Raw genomic sequence first — 17630 nt, forward strand, 5'->3', positions numbered from 1 at the left:
AAGGAGAGAGTTTACATGATAGAGAGTAAAGTTGTAGATTCTGTACCAACTCTTAATGAGAATAGTTGTCAAATATGGTGGGCAAGAATTTCAGATTTACAATCAGGGCATTACAATTTACTAAATGATGTAGAGCGAGAGAAAGCAAATTCATATCATCATTCGGCAGACCGTGCGCGTTTTATAATAGGTTGTGTAATTAGTAGATTAGTACTTGGAAAGGTACTTTCTATGTCGCCAGTTCAAGTGCCAATTGATCGAATGTGCCCAGTATGTAAATTACAACACGGCAGACCACAGTTACCAGAAGGGATGCCGCAAATATCAGTCTCACATTCGGGTGAGTGGGTTGTTGTTGCATTTACTAAATCTGCACCTGTGGGTGTTGATGTTGAGCAAATGAATCCAAATGTAGATGTTATGAAAATGGCAGAGGGCGTATTAACAGACATTGAAATAGCACAAGTTATGAAGTTACCTGATGAGCAGCGACTAGAAGGATTTTTAACATATTGGACTCGAAAAGAAGCAGTGCTGAAAGCGACAGGTGAAGGACTATTGATCCCACCAGTAGAAATTACAGTATCAGCTCCAAATGACCCTCCAAAATTGTTGATTTTTAAAGATAGACAAGAGTTAGCAGAAAATACAATGATGGAAGATGTAAGACCTAGTTTAGATTATATGGCTTCCATTGCAATATTTAGTAAAGAAGTAACTGAAATTACGCAGTTAGACGCGGGATTGCTATTAAATCATCGTTAATTTTTAATAAAATTTCTTATAGAAGAGGTGTTCCTCATGTTAGTAGCGGAAAATAGAAAAACTGAATTAACTTATAATGTACAGGCAATTAAAGATATGTTGTTTTCTAGAAATACGTCATCTATTCTAGCTTTAGAAAAACTTGTAAAAGATACAGTTCAGTTTGATGTACTTGAACAGGAAGCGCTCGATAGACAATACATTCCGAAAGAAGCAAAGAATTTCTTTGATAAAAACGGAACATTTCTTTATCGCGTATCTAATGTTAGTTATAAAGGTAAGGTGTTATCTGAAAATCTAATTTTTGCAGACACTTCGTTTTTACCGGATACAATAAAGAGTGAATTAGAGAGTGGAAATATTCCTGTTGAAAACCTTATAGAAAAGATGGAAGTAAGAAGAAACGTATTATATGAAGGATATCAGCCATCTGGAAATATTATCGAATTGTTTGATGGATGTTCTGTTGCGACGAATGTTTATCCAACTAGAAAATATCAAATTGTAAGTAACTGCAAATGTGTATTTTATATTTGTGAAGTGTATCATGCAGAGAATATAAAGGAACTGCTTAAATAAGAAATAAACAATAAACAATAAATAATAAACAAGAAACCAGCCTATAAAATGGCTGGTTTCTTGTTTATTTAACAGCTTCTTTTAATTCTTTTCCTGCTTTAAATGCTGGAACTTTACCAGCAGCAATCTGAATTTCTTCTCCAGTTTGCGGATTACGCCCTGTACGAGCAGATCTTTCACGCACTTCAAAAGTTCCAAAGCCGATTAGTTGCACTTTATCGCCAGATTGTAATGCATTAGCAATTGTGTCAAATACGGATTGTACAGCTGCAGAAGCATCCTTTTGAGAAATATCAGCTGATTGTGCTACATTTTTAACTAATTCTGTTTTGTTCATGTTTTCACCTCATAAAAAATTTTTTAGAATGAATGTTTTAGTATAATGGTTAGTAAAGATAAAGCTAACTTTGTGATTAGAAAGAATGCTGTATGTTTATGTTAATTTCGTTGAAAGAAACTGAATCCCTGCTAATATTTAGGGATTAATTAAGAATTGATGCATACAACAAGCTGTAATATGAGGATGAGGGGGAATATACGGATGATTTTTCGTGAAAAGAATGAGAAAGAAAGTATATTAATTCGTCAACATGATCATGGTTTTTTAGCTGGTGAAATTGCAAGACATATAATAGAAGATTTTTTTGAAGATAAAATATACTTAAAAGAGACAATTGATGCTATATATGAGCATGATAGAGGATGGATAGAGCTTGATAAAGTACCAATTTTGAATGATACTAAAAATATTCCATATACATTTATGGATTGTCCAAGTTCATTACGCTTTGTTTTTTATACGATTGGTTTGAATGCAGTTGAAGAGTCAAATCCATACGGGGCGCTACTTTGTAGTAAGCACTTTTTATCATTTTCATTAAATGAGGAAGATGAAGAGATGATGTCTTTTTATAAAAATGAATTGGAACGACAAAAAAGAATTTTGAAAACGTTAACAAAAGAACAATATGCGATGTTTGATAAACATTATAGATTATTAAAGTTTTGTGATGAACTTTCTTTATATGTATGTATGAATAAACCTGGTGTAAAAAAGAAAGATGAAATTGATTTATTTAAAGATGGTTTTGAAGGAACAGAAATGTTTAATAGTAAGGGGGAGAAGCCTATTCAAGCTGAATGGGTGGATGAAGAAACAATTCAAATTACATCGTTTCCATTTAAAACGGAATTTTATACATATGTAAAATATAAAACTATAAATAAACATGAAGTTAAAGAAAAAGGGATTGTAAAAGCTGATAGAGAAGCGGAAATGAAGAAGCAAAACATTCGTTTCATACAATAAGGAGGAGATTTAGATTGAAAGATTACATGTTAAAACAGTTTGATTACCATGCTTGGGCTAATACACGATTATTCAACCGACTAAAAGAGTTACCAAACTATGAGACAATTTTTAATGAACAGATACAGAGTGTATTCCCATCAATTAAGGATACTTTTGTACATATTTATATTACAGATCAAGTGTGGTTACACATATTGCATGGTAAAAGTATGAGTGAAGTAATACAAGACCGAGAAAAATTACGAAAACAAATCGAAACTAAATCGTTACATGAATTAGAAAAAATGTTTGAAAACATGGCAAATCAATATAAAGAATTTTTAAGTAGAATACAAGACGTAAATACTGTATTTGTTATTGAGAACCCATATGCAGGTGCATTAGACACTTCCATTTTAGAGTTAGTGCAACACGTCGTAAATCATGGTACATATCATAGAGGGAATATAACAGCAATGATCCGTCAACTTGGTTATTCATCTACAATGATGGATTTTGTACTTTATTTACATATGGTTCAGGAGGGAAAGGAATTGAAATAGAGAAAAAAGGAATGGCTTATTATAAATGAGCCATTCCTTTTTTTAGTGATTAACTTGCCTGTTTTTTATGACTTTCTTTCAATTTCTCTGCTTGTAAAAAGCGATTCGTTTCAGCGACAACAATACCACTTAATCCGATTAGACCAATTAAGTTTGGAATCGCCATAAGTCCATTTGCAATATCGGCAAATGTCCATACGACACCTAGCTTTAAATTAGCACCTATTGCAATCATAACGATAAAGATTGCTTTATAATATCGTACAGCACCTTGTCCGAATAAATAAGCTACACACTTCTCTCCGTAATACGACCAACCTAAAATAGTAGAGTAGGCGAATAATATAATGGCGATACCGAGAATCATACTACCAGCAGTACCGAATACGGATTGGAATGCTAATGTTGTAGCTTCAACACCAGTTTTACCTGATTTCCATGCGCCTGTAGTAATTAATACTAGCCCCGTAATTGTACATACAATAAATGTATCTAGAAAAGTACCAGTCATAGAAACTAAAGCTTGTTTTGCAGGTGAATCTGTTTTGGCAGCAGCCGCAGCAATAGGAGCACTTCCTAAACCAGCCTCGTTAGCAAATACACCACGTGCCATTCCTATTTGAATTGCAGATGCAACTGTTGCTCCGATAAAACCACCAGCGGCTGCAGTACCTTGAAATGCACCAGAAAAAATAAGTGAAAATGCTTCTGGAATTTGATCAAAGTGATAGAAAATAATAATAAGGCCAGCGATTATATAAAAGAATGCTTTAATAGGAACGATATATCCAGTAACTCTACCAATCTTTTTTACACCGCCCAAAATAACGATAGCGATTAAGAATGACATGAGTATACCAGTTAATGCAGGAGGGAAAGAAAAATTGATTCGCATTGCCTCTGCAACTGAATTAGATTGAACCATATTACCGATACCGAAAGAAGCAGCTGTGCCGAATATAGCGAATAAAACAGCCAGCCATTTTTTCCCTAAACCACGTTCTAAATAATACATTGGTCCACCGGAGTATTCACCATTTTCATTACTAACACGGTATTTCACCGCAAGGATTGCTTCGGCATACTTTGTTGCCATTCCAAATAAAGCAGTAATCCACATCCAAAAGATTGCGCCGGGTCCACCGATTGTCACAGCAGTTGCGACACCTGCTATATTTCCCATACCAATCGTTGCAGCCATAGCTGTCATCAGTGCTTGGAAGTGACTAATATCTCCAGAAGATGATGTATCCTCTGATTTTTTAAAAGCTAGCTTGTGAGCGTATATTAGTTTACTAAACTGTAAACCTTTTAAGCGCACTGTGAGAATGATACCAGTTCCAACGAGTAGCAACAAAGTTGGTAACCCCCACACATACTGATTAATTTGTTCTAATACTTTACTTACTGTCTCCATCTGTATTCTCCTTTTTTAGAAAAAATAAAAACCACTTCAAGGAAATGAAATGGTCTCTGGAGAAACAAGGGATAGAAAAATAAACCGATACAAATCGGCATTTTCTTTCGCTTGTCTCTGTCCTTTTACCTGAGAGATTATCCGCTAGATTAGCGGATTTGCTCCTTCGGTGCTCGTTTTCCTCCGCGCTATATTAAGCGAGAGGGAGTCTCTCCAGAGATTCGTCCCCATGCAGTTCTACTTGTAAACAAGACCTGAGAGTTTCAAAGTTGGTTCAGCAACTTTTTGCCCCGTCGGTAGATCAATAGACCTTCTCCTGAATGGTTCATCCGAATTATAAAATTAAAAACTTAAACGCATTGATTCTGTATAGAATCAATAAAAACATTATAGATATACAATTAATGAAATGCAATCATTTTTTATTTTGAAATAGTAAATAAACTTATTTTTTTGGTATTCCTAATTTATCTTCTATTTTATGATCTCAGGAGAGATTACTTATTATATATTCGAAAAATGAATGGTGATAAAAGAGATAGGACGTAACAATGTAGGATTATTTATGTCTTACTTTCAAATTTTCAATTCTGAATTATTTGAATTATAATTGTTGTATGTGTGGAATAAACCAATATTTTATAGGGAAATGAGTTGATAAATTGCCAAGAATAAAAAAAATAGGGCGTTTTTGTCCTGTGGATGATGAAGGATTTATTATAAACGATGCACATTTTAATAAAATTCAGCCTGTGTTTTTGGAGGTAATACAAGAAATAAAGGATACTTGTTGTCAATTTTTGCGGGATGATTTGCACAGTGTTTATATAAGGGGTTCTATTCCAAGAGGGATTGGGATAGAAGGGGTTGCAGATGTAGATATGATTATATTAGTTCGAAAGAATCCTCAAGTAATTGACTTAAGCTGGAGAAAGGAGCTAGAAGTCCAAATTACACAGCAGTTTAATTGTATATCAGGAGTGGAGTTAAGTTTTTATAGTGAAAAAGAAGTAATAAACTCAGAGGATTTTTCTTTTATAGGATTTATGATTCAGACACATAGTGTATGTATATTAGGTGAAGACGTAAAATTATATTTACCTAAATATAAAGTAAGTCAGGAGATAGTGTATGAACATCTCATTCATTTGCGGAAACAAATTGAACAAACACACGAAGAGTTAATTCATAATAAGGACGTAGATGATATAGAGGATTGTTGTCGTTGGATCATGAAGATTGTAGTCAGGGCAGGTCTAGCATTAACAATTGATAGAGAAGGGCTGTATTCCAGGGACTTATATCCAGCATATGAGTTATTTAGTAAGCATTTTCCCGAACAAGAAAAAAATATGAGGAAAGCACTACAATATGTAATTGAACCGATAAAAGATATAGAAGAAATCTTATCATTTTTAGATACGTTTGGTGATTGGTTGATAGAAAAAGCAGAGGATTCTTTGAAAAATATACAAATTTAATAAACTATAATTTCATTATGTAAACAGGTTGTATTGAAGAATAGAAGAGATATTGGGATTTTTACATTGTGGATGTATTCTCGCAAGGCAAGTATTCAGGTAATCAACTTGCGTTATTTATGGGAAATTAGGGATTTTATAGTTAGGGAATCAATGATCTTAATGTCCGTGATTTTGCAGATTATTATGGAATCACAGAGGATATGGCAACAGGAAGCTCAAATGGATGTTTAGCGGCGTATCTTATAAAATATCGTTATCTTGGAACGGAAAAGATAAATATGCATGTTGAACAAGGGTATGAGATAAATCGCCATTCTCTAATACACATACAAGCAGAGGTGATTGAGAGTAAAATTAATGTTTGCATTGGTGGAAAAATAGAAAGTATTGCAAGTGGGAAATGAACCGTATCATAAGGGGGATTAGAAATGCTATTAAAAACAATATTTTGCAAGGTGGAAGAAGAGAAAAGGGAATTGTTTTCTGATGCGCAAGAAAAATGGCGTGATTTACAGTATTTAGACGGATTCTATGGACAATTTGGTGGGTGGAATGAAGGGGAAGCGTGTGTATATACTTTATGGGAAGATAGAAATGCATATCAATCATTCATGAATGATGCTCATGATACAATTTTTTTAAATAGTAATCAAGAAGGCACATATATTTCCTGTAATATTGAAATGTTTCAAACGTTGTATGATATAACAGAAACTCCTTTGAAAGACGTAACTGCACAAGGATCATTTGTAAGAGTTGCAATTTGCGATGTGAAAGAAGGAAAAGAAAAGTATTTTTTACATACGCAAGAAACAATTTGGAATAAAGGAATGGAAAATGCAAAAGGAATGTTAGGTGGAGTTGTTGGGAAGTCTTTAAAGACTGAAAATCGTTACATAGTATTAACGTATTGGCAAGATGAAATAGCACATGAACTCTATATGAAAGAAATTTTCCCAGAGTTATATCAGTTAGCAAATGTAAATGAGTATGTTGAAAATATAAATGGGAAGAGAGTTATTCGGGAGGAAGAATGGTCTGTTGCCGCTTCTAAATAAAGTTAGAACTTATTAAAGTAGCTAGTTTCGAAAAATTCGATACAGAACATTAGTTCTTGTATAATTACTTTGTACAAGAATAAGAGGGGAGATATTTAAATGAGTAGAGTTTTAAGATTTGAATTGCAAGTCCCAAACCCTGAAGAAGCTATTCAATTTTATACAAATAGTTTTGGATGGAAGTTTGAAAAAATGCCTGGGCCACATGACTATTGGTTCATAATTACAGGTGAGAGTGATAGACCTGGTATCGATGGTGGATTAATGAAATCACCTGATGGTGCTACTAGGACAACTAATTCGATTGAAGTACCTTCAGTTGATGAGTACATAAATAAAGTTATTGAAAATGGTGGACAAGTAGTTGTACCTAAAACTGCTATTCCTAATATGGGTTACTTTGCTTATTGTATAGATAATCAAGGGCTTCTTTTTGGAGTATGTGAAGAAAATAGTGAAGCGTAAAAAATTAGGGGAGTTCGAGATTATTTTGTTTGTTGAACGATGTTTTCTATCAAAGATTATAATTATTGAACACTTTTGTATAAAAACTAGTATTCGTTTAGTTGAAGAAGGATCCATTTTGATTATTTTCAAAAGGGTTCTTTTTTATTTTTCACATATTGTGAGTTATTTAGGCATGATTAATCAAACTTATATCGGTATATTATCTATGAAAAAAGTAAATAAATGATGTTATATTCAAGGGTTAATCTATTGACTGCTAAACAGTTTGAGGTGAAAAGGAAAAGAGGACCAATTATTTTCGTGTAAACATGTAATTAAGTGAAGACGTCATATACCCTTTCATGTTAATATATTTAAGTTATAATAGGAGGCTTACCCTTTTGTATTGTACGGTAGAAGCAGTGTGAGCTTGAAATTTTTTATGAAAAGGATGTGCCTAACTTGCGTATCAATAAATTTATTAGTGAAGCTGGAAAAGCGTCTCGACGTGGAGCAGATAAGTTAATTAACGAGAGAAAAGTAATTATTAACGGTAAGGTTGCAAAAATTGGTGACCAAGTAAATCCAGGTGATGACGTACGAGTAAATGGAGAGCAACTTCGTATTGCTCGAGACCATGTGTATATCGCTTTAAATAAACCAGTAGGTATTACATGTACAAGTGAAAAAGCCGTAAAAGGTAATATTATCGATTTAGTGAATCATCCTTTACGAATTAATCACATCGGACGTCTCGATAAAGACTCAGATGGTTTAATTTTGTTAACGAATGATGGCGATATCGTTAATGAGATTTTACGTGCTGAAAACAAACATGAGAAAGAATATATCGTTTCAGTAGATAAGCCGATTACACCGGAGTTTTTAGAGAAAATGGCAGCAGGTGTTAAAATTTTAGATACAAAAACACTTCCTTGTGAAGTAACACAGTTATCAAAATATGAGTTCCAAATTATTTTAACACAGGGGCTAAATCGTCAAATTCGCCGTATGTGTGAAGCTTTGGGTTATCAAGTATACACGTTAAAACGTACGAGAATTATGAATATTGAGTTGAATAATTTACCAGTCGGACAGTGGAGAGATTTATCGAAAAAAGAGAAAAAACGCCTATTTTCAGACTTAAATTACGAACCACAAGATTGGTAAAAAAGAGAAGGGGAGACCAAAAAATGTTTTTGGTTTCTTTTTTTTGAATAAAAAATATATTTTTAACACTTGTAAAAATAAAATGAATAGGATATATTAAATAACAATAAATGTAATTGTTACAAAAGCGAAGAAAAGGACACGAGTTATTTTAAACGGTTATACAGAGAAGGAAGGAAAGCTGAGAACTTCCTAACGCAGTAAAATAACTTACCACCTTAGAGCTGCACTGGGGAAATCAAGTATCTAGTGCCGTGTAAGCGACGTTATCGCAAAAGAAGCCATTATGTTTTTTGTGATGGGAATCTGGGTGGAACCACGAATATAAGCATATTCGTCCCTATTTACTAGGGATGAATATGCTTTTTTATATTTTATTTCATAATAAGCGAAGAAAAGGACACGAGTTATTTTAAACGGTTATACAGAGAAGGAAGAAAAGCTGAGAACTTCCTAACGCAGTAAAATAACTTACCACCTTAGAGCTGCACTGGGGAAATCAAGTATCTAGTGCCGTGTAAACGACGTTACCGTAAAAGAAGCCATTGTATATTTGCGATGGGAATCTGGGTGGAACCACGGGTAAAAGCACACTCGTCCCTATTTTAGGGATGAGTGTGCTTTTTATTATGAAATGGAGAGATGAAAAATGAAAGAACAGATGATCGAAATTAAATTTCCAGATGGTAGCGTTAAAGAATTTGTGAAAGGCATTACTTTAGAAGAAATTGCTGGGGCAATTAGTAGTAGCTTGAAAAAGAAAGCAGTCGCAGGAAAAGTTAATGATAAGTCTTTTGATTTACGACGAAACATTGAAGAAAGTGCGAAAGTTGAAATCATTGCTATGGATTCAGATGAAGGGGTAAAAATTGCAAGACACTCTGCGGCACATATATTAGCGCAAGCTGTAAAAAGAATTTATGGTGATGTAAACCTTGGTGTAGGGCCAGTCATTGAAAATGGATTTTATTATGACATGGATCTTCCAAGTAGTGTAAACGTAGAAGATTTACCGAAAATAGAAAAAGAAATGAAAAATATTATAAATGAAAATGTAAAGATAGAGCGAGTTGAGGTTTCTCGAGAAGAAGCAAAAGAATTGTTTCAAGAAATGAATGATAGTTTGAAATTAGAGCTTTTAGAAGCAATTCCTAATGGAGAAAGTGTAACACTGTATAAACAAGGTGAATTTGTAGATTTATGTAGAGGACCACATTTGCCATCTACTGGTTATTTGAAAGCATTTCAATTAACTCATGTTTCTGGTGCATATTGGCGAGGTGATAGTAACAATCAAGTGCTTCAGCGTATATATGGTGTTGCTTTCTCTTCTCAACAAAAATTAGAAGAGTATTTACATTTTGTTGAGGAGGCCGCAAAGAGAAATCATCGGAAATTAGGTAGTGAACTTGAATTGTTTATGTTTTCGGAAGAGGCTCCGGGAATGCCCTTTTACTTGCCAAAAGGACAGATTATTCGCAATGAATTAGAAGCATTTTTAAGAGAAATTCAAAATGAGTACAATTATCAAGAAGTGCGTACTCCATTTATGATGAATCAAGAATTATGGGAGAAGTCAGGACACTGGGGACATTACAAAGACAACATGTATTTCTCAGAAGTAGATCATAAAAGTTTTGCGTTAAAACCGATGAATTGCCCAGGCCATATGCTTATGTTTAAAAATAAATTACATTCTTATCGTGAATTACCGATTCGTATGTGTGAGTTCGGTCAAGTGCATCGACATGAATTTAGTGGCGCTTTAAACGGATTATTAAGAGTTCGTACTTTCTGCCAAGATGATGCTCATTTATTTGTAACACCAGAACAAATTGAAGATGAAATCAAATCAGTGTTGGCGCAAATTGACTATGTGTATAAAACTTTTGGTTTCGAGTATGAAGTAGAGCTTTCTACTCGTCCAGAAGATTCAATGGGTGATGATAAATTATGGGAGCAAGCAGAATTGGCATTAGAAAATGTATTACAGTCGTTAAATTATAAATATAGATTAAATGAAGGTGACGGTGCATTCTACGGTCCGAAAATTGATTTCCATATTAAAGATGCTTTAAATAGAAGTCATCAGTGCGGAACAGTCCAACTTGATTTCCAAATGCCAGAAAAATTTGATTTAAATTATATAGATGAAAATAATGAAAAAAGAAGACCAGTTGTCATTCACCGAGCAGTTTTAGGATCTTTAGACCGTTTTTTAGCAATATTAATTGAGCACTTTGGAGGCGCGTTCCCAGCATGGGTGGCACCAGTTCAAGTGAAAGTAATTCCAGTTTCAAATGCAGTGCATGAACAATATGTAAATAGGATTGCAGATAAATTAGCACAAGCCGGAATTCGTGTCGAACGAGATATACGAGATGAAAAGTTAGGATATAAAATTAGAGAAGCGCAAATGCAAAAAGTTCCGTATGTTCTTGTTATTGGGGATAAGGAAATGGAAAGCGAAGCTGTAAATGTACGGAAATATGGTGAAGAGAAGTCAGAAGTTGTTGAACTAGATGCGTTTGTGGAAAGTATGAAAGAGGAAATTAAAAATAGGAAATAGAGATTGATAATAAAACACACCATTAATATGTAATACTGAAGTTAAAGTAATTAAAGATATATTAAATAACAATAATAAACGCAGAGAAGGGATAGCTTAATTGCTATCCCTTCATCTTAATTTCACAATCTAATCCCATTGGTTGAAGAAAGTTGTTATTTGTTTTTATTGAGTGTATTCGTCGCTTTTGTACTCCAAAATATCACCTGGTTGACAATCTAAAGTCTTACATATCGCTTCCAATGTTGAAAAACGAACCGCTTTTGCTTTCCCATTTTTCAGAATGGAAAGATTCGCCATCGTAATCCCAACCCTCTCCGAAAGCTCCGTTACGCTCATTTTTCGTTTTGCTAACATCACATCAATATTAATAATAATTGTCATATTCTCCACCTCAGACCGTTAAATCATTTTCTGATTTTATATTAATAGCTTCTTGTAAAAGCCTTTGGAGAACAGCAGCAAAAACGGCAATCACCATAGAGGCGAAAATGATGGTCAATCCGATTGGTATGAAACTTGGAGGATCAATTTTTTTCGCCATGAGATAGTAGAGTGGCATACCTAGCAAGTACAAGGTACTGATCGTGATGGCACAGTATTTTATATTCTTTAAAGCCTTTACCGATAATTCCGAGAACGCTTGGTTCTTATCAATATAGCTTAAAAGTTTAAAAGCTTGATACAGAGCAAAGTAAAAAGGTATCGCTGCCGCGTACATATCGATTAAAACGAGAGATTTCATATAAGCAATATCTGGATACAATTCTCCAGCGAAATTCCCAATCTTAGGCACCAAAAATATGCACAATGCAAGAACTGGGAATCCTATAAAAATAATAGCTAGCTTTAAAAAGAGTGTCGTAACTTGTTTCATAAAAAGCACCTCACTTATGTAATAACAACATGATTTTATCATGTTATTTATCGTTTTGAAATAAAAATATATTGTTTTTTATTGTGTTATTATTTTTATTGAAATATCTTTTAAATTTTGATAACAATAAAAAGCATTTCTCATTCCAAAGAAATGCTCTTATGAAGTGGTTTGTTTTTTTTAACCTTACAAAAATGTAAGGTAAATGTAAGGGAAATCGAATGAAAGGATTTTAGAAAAGTGAGAATATTAAGCAGAGAAATCGTTTGTATTTCTTATGTATCTCAATCTGCATTTGGAAAATTTAAAAATTCTTAAGAATTTTTATGAGAAAAATATAAGAAATATATGGGGAATTTATACTATACAAAAGGGATGGAGTGAAAGAGATGTCAACAAATGTAGTTACTGTAGAAAGTGTAGAAAAAACGTATGGGAAAAGAAATGAGAATCAGTCAAAAGCATTAAGGGGTGTTTCATTAAGTATTAAAGAAGGAGAGTTTGTAGGGATTATGGGTCCTTCTGGATCTGGTAAAACGACATTATTAAATGTGATTAGTACACTTGATCAAGCGACAGGTGGTAGTGTAACAATAGCTGGCACAAATATTACTTCTATGAAGGGGAATGCATTATCAGATTTTCGTTCTCAAAAACTAGGATTTATTTTTCAAGACTTTAATCTACTAGAAAATTTATCAATTTATGAAAATATCGCTTTACCACTTTCCCTGCAAGGCGTACCGTCAAGTGAGATTACTGGAAAAGTAAATGGGGTTGCGACGAAATTAGGGATTACTGAAATTTTAACAAAATATCCGACTGCTGTTTCTGGTGGACAAAAACAAAGAACAGCGGCAGCACGAGCTTTAGTACATAATCCGGCAATCGTATTAGCAGATGAACCGACAGGAGCACTTGATAGTAAAAATGCAAAAAGTTTATTAGAAGCGATGCAAGATTTACATGAAAATCACAATGTAAGTATTTTGATGGTAACACACGATGCATTTAGTGCGAGCTATTGTGAACGTATTTTATTTATACAGGATGGACTTCTTTATAAAGAGTTAAAACGTCAAGGAACACGAGAAAATTTCTATCAAGATATTTTAGGTGTGCTTGCCCAAATGGGCTCAGCAACTGAGTCGAAGTAAGGGGGGCGAGACTATGTTATTTAAATTATCACGTCATAGTATGAAAAAAATGTTAAAGGATTATATGGTTTTACTTATTGGTCTAGTCATTAGTATTAGTATTTTTTACATGTTCCAAACGATGGCGATGAATAGTGAATTTACAAAAGATAATAGTCTTATTAGTAGTATTAGGCTCGTCTTCTGGGTTGGTGCAATATTGCTTTCTTTCATTACAGTTTTTTATATCATATATGCCAATTCTTTTTTACTTACATTAAGAAGAAAAGAACTCGGTATGTACATGATGCTTGGAGCGAAAAAGAAAAAAGTAGCGCAATTATTATTTATTGAGACTTTTGGTATGGGGATTGTCAGTATTATTATCGGTATTTTAGTAGGAATAGTACTTGCTAGTGTAGCAGGAAATTTTTTAATGAATGGAATGGAAATTTCAGCAAAAGGTAATTACGCATCTGTGTACACACCAGCTATATTAGTTACATCTATTTTCTTCTTAATATTATTTTTCATTACTGGTTTAATGAATAGTTTCCGATTATTACGTAAAACAGAATTAGAGTTAATACGTGAAGATGAAACGCAAGATGAGGTGAAGAAAAGTAAGACTCGCACTGTTATTATGACAGTACTAGGTGTATTGCTAGTAAGTACAGGATACTATTTTATGGTGAATATAAAAATGTTTGCTGAACTAGGATTTATAATAGCGACAATTGTTACGACAGTAGGAACGTATTTCATTTTTAGCTCGTTGCTCCCACTTTTTGTAATGAAAATTAAGGGGAATAAAAAACGAAATGAAACGGGATTAAATAGTTTTACTTATGCACAGTTACGTTTTCGAGTAACTAGTTTATCGAGGGTACTAGGCACTGTAGCGATGTTAATTGCATTAGGTGCAGGTGCAATGACAGCAGGTATGGCGTTTCAAAAGAATGTAGGCATTATGACAGACTTCTCACGTGTATATGATGTCGTAATTCATGATCCAAATGAACAAGATAAAGCGGCATTAAAAGAAATGGAAATTGTTGAAGAAAGCAAGTATAAGTATAAAGTAGATGGAGAAGCGGTTTATTATTTACGTAACGACTTAACTGAAAAACCACCACTTATTTCAGATCATTTTGATACAAAGACTTTAAAAGAACCTGCTCGTAAACGTGTGGCTACACCTTTAACTGAACCTGTCTATTCTGCTTTGGAAGCTCCTGAAGTAGCGAATAAGCTTCCTCGTATGCCAAAAGATTGGGAAGATGCGGTTGTAAGAGAGATACAAATTACACATAATCAATTTAACGGAAAACCTGTAAGAATTGCAGATGAAGAGCGTTATAAAGGAATTCAAGGAACAGAACATACTGTAACATTAGCAAAAGTAGATGATATGAAAAAATATAAACCATTGTTGCTCGATATAGATAAGAGACAAAAAGAATTAATTGAAAAAACAACAGGCGCAAAAGTAGAACTATATACGAAAATGACAATTTATCAGTTCATGAACAGTTTCATGAGCGGAACAATGTTTATGGGGTTTTTCCTTGGAATTGCGTTTTTAGCAATGATGGCGAGTTCTCTTATGTTCAAAATATTAACAGGCGCTTCTCGTGATGTACGCCGTTATGAAATGCTACGAAAAATCGGTGTGAGACGTAGTATGTTAACAAAAAGTATATATAAAGAAATCTCATATTTATTTATATTCCCAGCAATTATTGGAATCTCCCACGTTTTAGTAGGGCTTAACTTATTCAGTTTCATATTAGTTGACCCATTTGTAAAAGTGTGGATGCCAATAGGAATCTTCATAGTAATTTATTTCATTTATTATTGGATTACTGTCCAACTTTATAAAGGTATGGTAATGCCGAAAGAAGAAGTGGTGAAATAGTTTAACGAAAAAGCCCTTGTTATGAAAACAAGGGCTTTTTTCTGTGCTTGTGATACATAAATACGTGTATGCGAGATGTTTTCAAGTCTTTCTGCAATGAATATATAGAAAATTAAGGAAATGTTAAGGGTTTATGTAGTGGAAAGTTAAGAAGTGTATGGGAGACTAATAATGTACAAACAAATTTAGATGGAATTGATATTTTTATAAATTTACAGGAAAGGAAACGTTGTATGAGGAAGATAAAAAAATTAATAAAACTTATCGGAGTCATTACTATACTATTACTAATCATAGCGTTGGTATTTCCTACATGGACCTCACAAATAAAGGTCAAAAACAGTATAAGTACATTAGAACAAGTAGAGATAAATGGAACTGGTCATGAAATTATGATACGAGGCAAAGATAAGAGTAATCCAGTTATTATCTTTGTTCATGGTGGACCAGGTTCTTCGGAAATACCATATGCTCAAAAATACCAAGACTTATTGGAAGAGAAATTCACGGTTGTCAATTACGATCAAAGAGCAAGTGGAAAATCGTATCATTTCTTTGAAGACTATTCTAACCTTTCATCAGATCTACTCGTGGAGGATTTATTAGCTATGACGGATTACGTTTCAAAACGTCTAGGCAAAGAAAAAGTAATTTTAATAGGCCATTCTTATGGTACATATATTGGAATACAGGCTGCCAACAAAGCTCCTGAAAAATATGAAGCATATATTGGCATTGGACAGATGAGCGATACAGTAGAAAGTGAAATGGATAGCTTAAACTATGTTATTGAACAGGCACAAAATGCGGGGAATACAGATGAGGTTTCCTATTTAAAAGGGTTAACCGAAAAAATTAAAAATGGTGATACATACACTCCGCGAAATTATGTTGCGAAATATGGTGGAACATCAAGACTCATTGAAAATCCAGATGGTGATAACATGAGGATGCTATTTAGTAATGAATATAACTTGTTAGACGTAATTCGTTATAACGTTGGATTATCACATTCTCAAACTGTCTTATTAGAAAAAGATTTAAAGAATCCATTATCTACTAAAGTAACTAAGCTGAATCTACCGCTTTATTTTCTTATGGGTAAATATGACTATAATACTTCATTTCATGCAGCAAAACAGTATTTTGATAGAATTGAGGCGAATCAAAAAGAATTTATAGCTTTTGAAAACTCAGCACATTACCCTCAATTTGAAGAGAAGGAAAAGTTTTATGAGTGGTTGTGTGATACATTCGTAAAATGAAATTAAATAAAAAAGCACTTATTTTAAAAATAAGTGCTTTTTTATAGTATATAATCGAGCGAGAAGGAAAATGTTGGATAATAGTCGAAAGATATAATACAACTTCAGAGAAATGACGAGAATCGATATGTTTTGTCGAGAGAGGAGTTATTTTATTAAAAGGTATAGGTACTATACATAGTTTTAATTTCTGAATATTCATTTAAACAGAAGGGGTAATAGTTATGTTCATTCGAATTGGTAAGTGGTGTGGGGTTACATGTTTACAATTATTTGCGGCGCTTATTTGTATTCTATTTTTAGGGGCACTACCGCGTTTATTTAAGGGATTACAAATTGATTTAATCGGTTTTTGGAACACAGTTGTGTTTCTTGGAGAGAAGTTACTTCAACCAGGTGAAATTACGTATGGATTTCGGAATTCAAGAAAGTTATTTCCACAAATATGGATTCATTATGTAGAAACAATGTTTGTATTTATTTCGGCATTTATACTATCTTTACTCATTGCGTATCTTATCGTTGTGTGGGTATTACAGCGCTTTCAATCAAAGCAACGTATGTGGAATGGGATTTTCGTCGCACTTGAAAGTATTCCGGACATTTTATTAATTTTATTATCTCAACTTCTAGTAGTAATAATCTTTCAAAAGACAGGTTTTATGCCAGTGAAATTTGCAGGACTTGGAGAGGAAAGGGCTCGCCTGTTACCAATAATATGCCTTACTTTACCTACAACATTATTATTTATTAAGTTACTACTATTACGTTTCAGAGAAGAATTAGAGAAAGATTATAGTATATTTGCTAAGAGTAAAGGGCTAAGTTTAAGACATATTTTGATGCACCATATTTCAAGAAATGTCCTGTTAACAACAGTCTATTACGCAAAAACGAATATTTTATTTATGTTATCAAACTTATATATTATTGAATGGCTGTTTAATACGTACGGTATGTTCGTTTTCGTAAAAGAAAATTCGAAATTAGAAATATTTACAGTGAGTTTAGTTTTATTATACGTACCGCTTTTTATACTATTTCGTTTATTACATACGCTTTTACAAAATGTTATAAAGGAGCGTGTGTAA

Annotated in this window: 18 protein-coding genes, 1 riboswitch and 2 other annotated features; of the genes, 14 read left to right on the top strand and 4 right to left on the bottom strand. The window is 33.3% G+C overall.

Annotated elements, in window-relative coordinates; genetic code table 11:
• Positions 1 to 15 precede the first annotated feature (15 nt).
• Both sfp and NSQ69_RS11575 read left to right on the top strand, forming a co-directional pair.
• Positions 16 to 765, top strand: coding sequence for a 4'-phosphopantetheinyl transferase Sfp (gene sfp / locus NSQ69_RS11570; RefSeq protein WP_078203247.1), 750 nt, complete (start codon positions 16 to 18; stop codon positions 763 to 765).
• Positions 766 to 801: 36 nt separating this feature from the next.
• Entirely contained in the window at positions 802 to 1344 is a 543-nt protein-coding gene (locus NSQ69_RS11575) for a hypothetical protein (RefSeq protein ID WP_050000725.1), read from the top strand.
• Between the two features lie 64 nt (positions 1345 to 1408).
• On the opposite strand, the gene NSQ69_RS11580 is transcribed toward NSQ69_RS11575, so the two are convergent.
• Positions 1409 to 1681: an HU family DNA-binding protein gene (locus NSQ69_RS11580; protein ID WP_002012780.1), complete on the bottom strand. Its 273-nt coding sequence runs from the start codon at positions 1679 to 1681 to the stop codon at positions 1409 to 1411.
• A gap of 204 nt (positions 1682 to 1885) precedes the next feature.
• On the opposite strand from NSQ69_RS11580, the gene NSQ69_RS11585 reads away from it, so the two are divergent.
• Together NSQ69_RS11585 and NSQ69_RS11590 are read left to right on the top strand one after the other, a co-directional pair.
• Positions 1886 to 2653 carry a DUF3891 family protein gene (locus NSQ69_RS11585; protein WP_002127294.1) on the top strand — a complete coding sequence of 256 codons (768 nt, stop codon included), beginning with the start codon at positions 1886 to 1888 and terminating at the stop codon, positions 2651 to 2653.
• A gap of 14 nt (positions 2654 to 2667) precedes the next feature.
• Positions 2668 to 3198 (top strand): DinB family protein, encoded by a 531-nt coding sequence (locus NSQ69_RS11590; RefSeq protein WP_002085719.1) that lies wholly within the window; start codon positions 2668 to 2670, stop codon positions 3196 to 3198.
• Between the two features lie 49 nt (positions 3199 to 3247).
• On the opposite strand, the gene NSQ69_RS11595 is transcribed toward NSQ69_RS11590, so the two are convergent.
• The gene (locus tag NSQ69_RS11595) at positions 3248 to 4615 is read right to left on the bottom strand and encodes an alanine/glycine:cation symporter family protein (RefSeq protein WP_002012784.1); all 1368 of its coding nucleotides are present in this window, start codon (positions 4613 to 4615) and stop codon (positions 3248 to 3250) included.
• Between the two features lie 107 nt (positions 4616 to 4722).
• A riboswitch (glycine riboswitch) is annotated at positions 4723 to 4842 on the bottom strand.
• Between the two features lie 435 nt (positions 4843 to 5277).
• On the opposite strand from NSQ69_RS11595, the gene NSQ69_RS11600 reads away from it, so the two are divergent.
• The 6 genes from NSQ69_RS11600 (at position 5278) to thrS (ending at position 11343) form a co-directional block, all read left to right on the top strand.
• On the top strand, positions 5278 to 6096 hold the full coding sequence (locus NSQ69_RS11600) for a hypothetical protein (RefSeq protein ID WP_002085716.1): 819 nt from the start codon (positions 5278 to 5280) through the stop codon (positions 6094 to 6096).
• A 149-nt stretch (positions 6097 to 6245) separates the two neighbouring features.
• Positions 6246 to 6503, top strand: a complete 258-nt coding sequence (locus NSQ69_RS11605; RefSeq protein WP_341099874.1) for a PhzF family phenazine biosynthesis protein — start codon at positions 6246 to 6248, stop codon at positions 6501 to 6503.
• A 24-nt stretch (positions 6504 to 6527) separates the two neighbouring features.
• Positions 6528 to 7157 (top strand): YdbC family protein, encoded by a 630-nt coding sequence (locus NSQ69_RS11610; protein WP_002085712.1) that lies wholly within the window; start codon positions 6528 to 6530, stop codon positions 7155 to 7157.
• A 99-nt stretch (positions 7158 to 7256) separates the two neighbouring features.
• The gene (locus NSQ69_RS11615) at positions 7257 to 7622 is read left to right on the top strand and encodes a VOC family protein (RefSeq protein ID WP_002031902.1); all 366 of its coding nucleotides are present in this window, start codon (positions 7257 to 7259) and stop codon (positions 7620 to 7622) included.
• 444 nt (positions 7623 to 8066) lie between these two features.
• Positions 8067 to 8774 carry a pseudouridine synthase gene (locus NSQ69_RS11625; protein ID WP_002085707.1) on the top strand — a complete coding sequence of 236 codons (708 nt, stop codon included), beginning with the start codon at positions 8067 to 8069 and terminating at the stop codon, positions 8772 to 8774.
• Between the two features lie 121 nt (positions 8775 to 8895).
• Positions 8896 to 9119: a binding site (T-box leader), on the top strand.
• Positions 9120 to 9156: 37 nt separating this feature from the next.
• Positions 9157 to 9379 (top strand) — a binding site (T-box leader).
• 44 nt (positions 9380 to 9423) lie between these two features.
• Positions 9424 to 11343 (top strand): threonine--tRNA ligase, encoded by a 1920-nt coding sequence (gene thrS / locus NSQ69_RS11630; protein ID WP_341099247.1) that lies wholly within the window; start codon positions 9424 to 9426, stop codon positions 11341 to 11343.
• 165 nt (positions 11344 to 11508) lie between these two features.
• Here thrS and NSQ69_RS11635 read toward each other — a convergent pair whose 3' ends face one another.
• Both NSQ69_RS11635 and NSQ69_RS11640 read right to left on the bottom strand, forming a co-directional pair.
• Positions 11509 to 11727, bottom strand: a complete 219-nt coding sequence (locus tag NSQ69_RS11635) for a helix-turn-helix domain-containing protein (RefSeq protein ID WP_002127301.1) — start codon at positions 11725 to 11727, stop codon at positions 11509 to 11511.
• A 10-nt stretch (positions 11728 to 11737) separates the two neighbouring features.
• Positions 11738 to 12220 (bottom strand): DUF2975 domain-containing protein, encoded by a 483-nt coding sequence (locus NSQ69_RS11640; protein ID WP_002127302.1) that lies wholly within the window; start codon positions 12218 to 12220, stop codon positions 11738 to 11740.
• A gap of 389 nt (positions 12221 to 12609) precedes the next feature.
• On the opposite strand from NSQ69_RS11640, the gene NSQ69_RS11645 reads away from it, so the two are divergent.
• From NSQ69_RS11645 to NSQ69_RS11660, 4 genes are all read left to right on the top strand, one after another.
• The gene (locus NSQ69_RS11645) at positions 12610 to 13377 is read left to right on the top strand and encodes an ABC transporter ATP-binding protein (RefSeq protein WP_002127303.1); all 768 of its coding nucleotides are present in this window, start codon (positions 12610 to 12612) and stop codon (positions 13375 to 13377) included.
• Positions 13378 to 13390: 13 nt separating this feature from the next.
• Entirely contained in the window at positions 13391 to 15274 is a 1884-nt protein-coding gene (locus NSQ69_RS11650; RefSeq protein ID WP_002012794.1) for an ABC transporter permease, read from the top strand.
• 233 nt (positions 15275 to 15507) lie between these two features.
• Complete coding sequence (locus NSQ69_RS11655; RefSeq protein WP_002168430.1) at positions 15508 to 16539, top strand: alpha/beta fold hydrolase; 1032 nt, start codon at positions 15508 to 15510, stop codon at positions 16537 to 16539.
• Between the two features lie 224 nt (positions 16540 to 16763).
• Complete coding sequence (locus tag NSQ69_RS11660) at positions 16764 to 17630, top strand: ABC transporter permease subunit (protein WP_016120172.1); 867 nt, start codon at positions 16764 to 16766, stop codon at positions 17628 to 17630.

Origin of the sequence: Bacillus sp. FSL R10-2201 (assembly GCF_038008665.1) — a bacterium.
Lineage (GTDB): Bacteria > Bacillota > Bacilli > Bacillales > Bacillaceae_G > Bacillus_A > Bacillus_A mycoides.